Genomic DNA, 7597 nt, shown 5'->3' on the forward strand with positions numbered 1-7597 from the left:
TACATTTGATAAAATCTTAGCCCCTTTTTATTGAATGCCTAACGTATTTTGAGGAAGCACGAAACGATAGACTGGCAGTTCATCACCTGTTTTTGAAGCGATAAACCCTGATGACATATAGCTGTCCTTTGATTCTGGTTCAAGGGCAAGTGACAGCAAATTGGTTTGCGGCTGTGCCGTGACATATACCTTTGTTCCTTTTGGCAGCTGACGTTTCTTGTCAACGAGTTTTGTTTCAAGCTGAATATCTGATTTGCTCTTTTCCTCTCGTTTTGTCACCTTGTAGGCTTGTACCGGCAACTTCATGCCAACCGGCAATGTGACACTTTTTAACCCTAATGTTCTGAGTTTCCTTTCTACTCCTTCATGCCCCGGAAGAATGAGGTAAGCTGTCGGCCGTTCTCTTGTTAAGACAGGAACAGCATCGCTCGCACTATGAAAACGTACAGGAACATTGGTGGTCTGTCCTTTCTCAATATCAACCATTTCCAGCGTGTCATCAACAGGTGATTTGAAAGCATCTTGAATGACGACTTGATCGTCATCTTTTGGATGAAGCCCTTTTTTCACAAGCTTCAACCGCTCCGTCACCATTTGCTGCTTCACCTGCTTGGCATGTTTCACCGTGGTCTCAATGATTTTTTCATGGGTGGCTACTTGCGCAGCGACGCGGCGGGCAAAATCCTCTCTCCCAATCCCAATCCCTCTGCTTTCTACAAGAAATGACAGGGCTGGCGAAAGTGCAAAGGCATTTCGGCCAATTCGCGCATCCGTTCCACCTTCATAAATGTCGATCTTGCCATCCTTTCCTCTTGTGTTTGTATAATACAAATCGTTAGAAAACCCTTTATTCGTCAGCGTTTCACGAACTCCGTTAACATATAACTCATTTGATGTCAGCCGGATGTTTTCAGGAATGTTTAGATTCTTCCCTGATAGAATAAGCAAATCATGATATTTGAGAGCGCCTGATGAACCGATATCTTCAAACTGCTTTTGACCCACATCGTATTCATGGGCATCAATGACCACTTCTGGCGCATACCGATTAAATTCTTGATGCAGTGCTGTCAATTCTGGAGATTCTAATGTCATATGATCACGGTTTCCATCTAATCCGTTTGCCAGTCTGCGGTCAAACGCATAAGAACCATCAGGATTGATTCTTGGGACAATGATGATATTGACATGATTGAGTATACGCTCTCCTTCTTCACCTGCTAATCGTTTTGCAATGACGAGAGCAGATTCACCAGAGGCTGGTTCATTTCCGTGTATTTGTGCTTGGAGCCAGATTGTTGGCTTTTTTGAAAGTGGAGTAATCGAGCGATCCTTTGTAAAGTACAGGGCCGAAATGGACCTGCCTTCAATGGATGTTCCAATCTGTTTCTGCGTGGCGTAAGGACTTTTGCGGACAATGTCTCGTAAGAAAGTTTGAAGCTCTTCTTGTGTCGTAAATGTTTCTTCTTTTTTCTGAAAGGCAGGGGTATCAAACGTCTCGTCAGGCTCAGGGTATAGCTTTTTCACTGAAGCCGGCTGTTCATAATTCTTTCCGTAATAAGGGGTTTCTGCATGAGCTGAAGCTGGGCTCACCAACGACAAACTGCCTGCCATGAGGCATACAGCAGCAAAAAGAATCGTGCCTTTTCGTTTGGACATGCTATCCTCTCCCTTCGTTGATTTGCATTATAAAGAAAAAAACAGCAAAAGTGTCAGTATTTTTCAAAAATAAATCTTTTGGAGGAACAGGCATATCTTTGTCTAGGGCAAATGAATGGAGCCTGCCCAGCAATATGACCTAAAAAAAGTGTCTGCTCACAGCAGACACTTTTTATTTACCAGATGGAAATAGCCCCAATGAGAACTGCCATGACAGTCATAGCGACGACCGCCAGCACAGCCCATTTCATCCCAAATTTCTGATGCTGATCCAGTGATACGCCAACAAGTCCAACAAGTAAATGAGTCGATGGAACAAGTGGACTTAACATATGAATCGGCTGACCAATAATAGAGGCTCTGGCAATCTCAATTTTATCGACACCGTAAGCTGCCGCTGTTTCTGATAGGATCGGCAGTACGCCATAAAAGTATGCATCATTCGGCATAAAGAAAGTAAAGATCCCGCTTGTTAATGCGACAATGACTGGAATAAAGCCGCCAAGCTGCTCTGGAATTGCAGATACAATCGAAATCGCCATTTCATCAACCATTTTCGTTCCAGTTAGAATACCTGTAAAAACACCTGCCGCAAAAATCATCGAGGCAATGGCTAAAACGTTTGTGGAGTGAGCCGCAATTCGCTCACGCTGCTGGTCCAAGTTCGGATAGTTCACAATAATTGCCACACAGAAAGCAAGAACAAATAGAACAGTTAAACTGACTTTACCTGATACAAGCAGCAGCACCAATAACAAAGTTAGCGCCAGGTTAAACCACCAAAGCTTCGGTCGTTTGATGTCATCTTGCAGTGCCGCTGCCATTTCATTTGCATGAATCGGCTGGTCAAGTTCAATGACACCAAGACGTTTTCTTTCGGCTTTTCCAAGAAAATAAGCAACAATAATCATACTGAGAACCCCTGCACCAATGACTGGAATCATCGGGCCAAATAAAAGTGAAGGATCGACCCCAAGTGCACTCGCCGCTCTAGGTGTGGCTCCTCCCCACGGAATTGTATTCATAATTCCCATGCCAACTCCGGCAATTCCGGCTAAAATAATTGGTCGGATGCCAAGCAGTGTAAATAGTGGAAGCATCGCTGTTGTTGTAATCATATATGTCGTTGTTCCGTCACCATCAAGTGCAACAAGCATCGTCAGGACAGCTGTTCCGACTACGATTTTTAATGGATCGCCTTTAACGATTTTTAAAATTTTCGCCACCATTGGGTCAAATAAACCCGCATCAATCATAATGCCAAAGTACAAAATCGCAAACATGATCATGACCGCTGTCGGTGCGACTTGCTGCACGCCTTTGACAATCATGTCTGAAATTTCAGTAAAATGAAAACCTGCGATAAGAGCAAATGCAATCGGTGTTAACACCAATGCCGTTAAAACAGACATACGTTTCGTCATAATCAAAACCATAAATACTATCATCATAAGAAATCCTAAGATTGCTAACATATTGTTCACCCCTTATGTTGTATACGCTTTCATTAATGTGTTGGTATCCCATTTCCAACCCTTTTTGTCATCATATCTGAGGTGAGAATTGAAGTAAATATTATGAATTTTAATTCTTTTTCGGTCGATAAATGCTTTTTGTTCATTTTGTTCAAACATTGGCCTTTTTCATTCCATGAAAAAACAAAGGGTTTATTTTAGCCCTTTGTCTTCTTTTCAGCGTGATAGAAAACCTTTGAAGTCTAGGAAAGACGAGTACTGGAGCGGAGCGAATGTGAGATTGGTGAGCACCGGCACGCAGGACTGCGGGCGAATGCAAGGGTTTGTCTACACGCTGGAAGCGGTCTCACTCGACCGCTTGTTCTCCTTGTATCAATTGCTCATATTGCCTTAATTGATCTTCCATAAAGATCTTTGCCTCTTTGCTGTTCATATAACGACCTGTCCAGCCCTTTTGCTTTAATTGCTTTTTCCAGGACCTCGTTTTCGTCATTTTTTGAAGAAGCTGATCCCATTCACGAATGTCATGCTGACTCATTTGTTTTGGGCCCATCACACCGCGCCAATGGGAAAAGATGAGCGGAATGCCCTGCTCATTCCATGTTGGCACATCTTCAAATCCATCTAAGCGCTCGCTGGTTGTCGTCGCTACGAGCTTCAGCCTCTTTTTTTCATAATCATGACGAACCTCTGTAATAGTAGTCGTTGCTGCATCTACCTCATGGTCGATGAGCGCCTGAAATAAATCATCTGCACTGTCAAATTTCAGAAATTGAATGCGATATGGATCAATCCCTGCCATTTCTGCTGCCCGGGCGAATGAGATTTGATCATCATTTCCAAAGTCAGGGGCAAACCCAATTTTTAAGGAATCTGGTTTTTTCTTTAGTGCGTGTAACAGCTCCTTCCCATTTGCAAAAGGAGAATCTACTGGGACTGCGACGACCTGCCACTCTTCTGCAAGGATTGCCAGCGGTGTCACATCATTCATCGTCACGTTACTGCTGCCAAGCAAGTTACGGCTTAACAATAAGCTTGAATTTAAACTGATATAGTTGGCTTCTCGCTCCATCATGTAGGTCCATCCTTTATCCACCGTTCCGCCTCTTTGATAAAGAATGTTCACAGGCCGTTTCACCAGCTTCTCTTGTTCAAGCACTGATTTCATCACCTGAGCCGTTTGGTCAAATCCCCCCTCTGGTACACCCGACACCACAATATATAAGGAGCTTTGCTGAAGGAAAGAATCTCCGGCCTTTTTTTCATTAAAGGTGAGCGTGATACAAAGGCAGAGCACGATAACAAAAAATATTGCTTTTTTCATCTTTTATGACTCCGCTTGTTTGGCAGGATAATATTTCCGTTCAGGTCTACCAATGATTCCGTATGCAAGCTCTGCCCGGCATTCCCCTGTTGTCACGAGATACTCTACGTAGCGTCTCGCAGTTGTACGTGATGCGCCCATCTTTTCCCCGAGTTCTTCTGCTGTAATTCCGCTATTTTCAGATGCCATCAATGTTTTCACTTTATCCAAGGTCAGTGAATTGATGCCCGTGGGAAGATCTCTGTCATCCCTTTGTTTTGGCTCTTCCTGCATTTGCCCAAAAAACAGATCGATCATCGTTTGATTGACTTCATCCTTTGAATTGATGATGTCTTTCTTTTCTTTATATTCGGTTAAGACTTGTGCAAACTTTTGTGCGGTCACCGGTTTGATTAAATAATGAACCACTCCGTAATGAAGTGCATCTCTTAAAAGCGTCGTTTCCGTTGCAGCCGTGATAATGATCACATCTACTTCAGGACAGCGTTCTCTTAAAAGCGGCAGCAGGTTTGTGCCAAGTTCATCAGGCATATAGACATCAAGCAAGATGAGATCAACTTGTTCCCTTTGGAGCGCCTCCCACATATCCTTTGCACTCTTTGCCTTTCCGGCGACTTTAAATCCTTCTATCTTTTGTATATAAGATTCATGAATGGCAGCGATTCGAAAATCATCCTCCGCAATGAGTACCTTAATCACCATCTATTCCCCCTTTGTGCCTTTCGGTATGTATACAGTAAAGATGGCACCGCCTTCTTTTTGGTTCGCAACTTCAATCCAGCCCCCAAGCTCGTCCAATACTTCTTTCACATTCGCAAGCCCGTAGCCTCGTCCTTCTCCCTTTGACGAATGGCCTCTTGTGAAAATCTGTGACAGTTCCTCTTCATTCACTCCATCACCTGAATCTGACACTTCTATGATAATATCAAACCCAATATCTGTGATGAATAGGTCTACCTCGCGCTTCTCCTTATTTAATACAGCTTCAAAAGCATTATCTACGAGATTGCCAATGATGGTGATAAAGTGAGATAGACTTAAATGAGCTGGGAGCGGCTCTAGTGAGCTATTTTCATCAATGTGGAAATGGACTTTCTTCTCAGATGCTTTCCCTAGCTTGCCAAGTAAGATCGCTTGTATTTTAGGAGACCGAATCTGCTTCATGAGTAAATCGTGCTGTCGGTTTTGCAGATGATATTCTTCTTTAATCAAGTCGATGGCTTCATCGACTTGATTCAGCTCAAGCAGGCCTAAGATGGCATACAGCTTATTTGAGAATTCGTGCGTTTGTGCTCTCAGGTCTTCTGAATACTGGCTGACCTCTGTTAATGTATCCAGCAGCTTCGTCAGTTCGGTTTTCTCCCTAAAGCTCACAATCCCTCCGAATACTCGATTGTCCTGCATTACCTTTTTCACATTTAAAACATAGGTTTTATCATTGACGACGGTTTCGATGTTAGGTTCAATCGTCTCTGCCTTTAAATAGAAAAGAAGTTTGGCATTTGGTAAGACTTGATCAATATGAAGGGGCAGTTCTGATGAGACGCGCAGCATATGTTCAGCTGATGTATTCATCATCGTAATCGCGCCTTTCTGGTCAAACGCAATGATTCCTTCTTTTATAGCGAGCAGCATCGCTTCTCTTTCTCGATACAGCGAAGCAATTTCATGCGGCTCAAGCCCTAATGTATCTTTGCGAATACTCTTTGTTAAAAAAATCGCACCGAATATGCCAGGCAAGAGCACAAGAAGGGCAATATAGCTAAGCTTCAATAGCTGATGAGCTGTCGCTTGATCGATTTCCTTTTTTAAAAATTCAACGGTGACTGTCCCAATAATTTCTTCATGCCCTTCTGTTTCTTTCATAATGGGCGCACTGCCTCTGACAACGGTTTCACCATTAGAATCATCAGTGGATATAGAAGTTCCTCCAAATAAGAGGGTACTTCTTCCTTCCGATACACTGATGGTTTTTCCTACGTCCTCATGATTCGTATGAACAAGAACCTTTCCTTTTCGATTGGTAATAAAGATGGCATGTGCTCTTACTTGCTCCTTCATTTGCTCAAGCACTGCCTGTTCTTCATTTTTGGAAGCTGACACGGCCACCGATGCTTTAATGGGCGGCATATATGATATCGTTCTAGCGGTCTGCACCGCCAGCTGTTCAGCTTGTCCCTGCCTTTCCGATGTCTGCAGAAAACCAAAACAAATGGTTAATAATGCAATGACAACAAGCAAAAGCCCGATAATTAACCCCAAAATTTTCGTTTGTAAAGTAACTTTCCTTTTGCCCATCCTCACCGCCACAACCCCTAATTCAGTAGATTCACCCGAATAGACTCTAAGAAAATGATATCATTTTTTCTTACTAAGTTAAGAGAAAATTCTTTCAAACAAAAAAGGACGACTCAGAATCGAGTCATCCCTGTATGCCTATTACGTGATCGATAAACCAGCACTCGCATAGCCTGCTACGGTATTTACTAAGGATAGTCCTGTAGCGGATGCAGAGAATACAACAAGCAATCTTGTTTGCGGTGTAACTGCTACATTGAGACCAGTCGCAATACCGTTTGCAATAGCACCCAGCGTTAAAATCCCGGATAAGGCTGGAGCTAGTGTGACGCTTGCTACTTGGGTAAAGCTGTTATTTGGCGTCGGTGAAGCAAACAAACTAGCTGTAACGGTAACACTCGTGCCCACTAAAGAAAGGGCTGCTGTCGTACTAAAATAGCCGGCAAATGATGTGATCGTTCCGGCTCTCGGAACAGAGAACGCCATATTCAGTAAGGTGCCTGCTGCTCCGGTTAAATCAATAATACCACCTAAAATACTGACGCCGGTGGCTGAGTTACCAAATCCGACTAAGCTGGATGTTCCAACGAGTCCGCCTGCAATTGTTGTCAAGAGAACAGGATCTCCAGACGCAAATGGAATAATCGCACTTGATCCGGTTACTCCTGTTGGACCTGTTGCTCCGGTCGCTCCGGTTACCCCAGTTGCACCTGTTAAACCCGTGGCGCCAGTGGCTCCGGTTACTCCCGTTGCTCCTGTTGCTCCGGTTGCACCTGTTAGACCTGTGGCTCCCGTCTCTCCAGTTGCTCCTGTTAAACCTGTGGCTCCCGTCTCTCCAGGT

At 43.7% G+C, this 7597-nt stretch carries 6 protein-coding genes; all 6 read right to left on the minus strand.

The window, feature by feature from the left end; translation table 11 throughout:
* Window positions 1-27: 27 nt before the first annotated feature.
* Window positions 28-1659 carry a M14 family metallopeptidase gene (locus QSJ46_RS17205; protein WP_107164105.1) on the minus strand — a complete coding sequence of 544 codons (1632 nt, stop codon included), beginning with the start codon at window positions 1657-1659 and terminating at the stop codon, window positions 28-30.
* 176 nt (window positions 1660-1835) lie between these two features.
* Complete coding sequence (gene citM / locus QSJ46_RS17210) at window positions 1836-3134, minus strand: Mg(2+)/citrate complex secondary transporter CitM (RefSeq protein ID WP_034283666.1); 1299 nt, start codon at window positions 3132-3134, stop codon at window positions 1836-1838.
* A gap of 346 nt (window positions 3135-3480) precedes the next feature.
* Entirely contained in the window at window positions 3481-4458 is a 978-nt protein-coding gene (locus QSJ46_RS17215) for a tripartite tricarboxylate transporter substrate-binding protein (RefSeq protein ID WP_107164106.1), read from the minus strand.
* A gap of 3 nt (window positions 4459-4461) precedes the next feature.
* Entirely contained in the window at window positions 4462-5157 is a 696-nt protein-coding gene (locus tag QSJ46_RS17220) for a response regulator (RefSeq protein ID WP_025092679.1), read from the minus strand.
* Between the two features lie 3 nt (window positions 5158-5160).
* Entirely contained in the window at window positions 5161-6756 is a 1596-nt protein-coding gene (locus tag QSJ46_RS17225) for a sensor histidine kinase (protein ID WP_047203195.1), read from the minus strand.
* A 141-nt stretch (window positions 6757-6897) separates the two neighbouring features.
* Window positions 6898-7597: exosporium glycoprotein BclB-related protein (locus QSJ46_RS17230; RefSeq protein WP_285605083.1), on the minus strand; the 700-nt coding region annotated here is incomplete at its 5' end.

Origin of the sequence: Bacillus sp. YKCMOAS1, from assembly GCF_030268125.1 — a bacterium.
GTDB classification, from domain to species: Bacteria; Bacillota; Bacilli; order Bacillales; family Bacillaceae; genus Bacillus; species Bacillus safensis.

Bases quoted from the DNA above. Each gene is read 5' to 3' on its own strand.
- QSJ46_RS17205 (WP_107164105.1), bottom strand. From the start codon at position 1,659: ATGTCCAAACGAAAAGGCACGATTCTTTTTGCTGCTGTATGCCTCATG.
- citM (WP_034283666.1), bottom strand. From the start codon at position 3,134: ATGTTAGCAATCTTAGGATTTCTTATGATGATAGTATTTATGGTTTTG.
- QSJ46_RS17215 (WP_107164106.1), bottom strand. From the start codon at position 4,458: ATGAAAAAAGCAATATTTTTTGTTATCGTGCTCTGCCTTTGTATCACG.
- QSJ46_RS17225 (WP_047203195.1), bottom strand. From the start codon at position 6,756: ATGGGCAAAAGGAAAGTTACTTTACAAACGAAAATTTTGGGGTTAATT.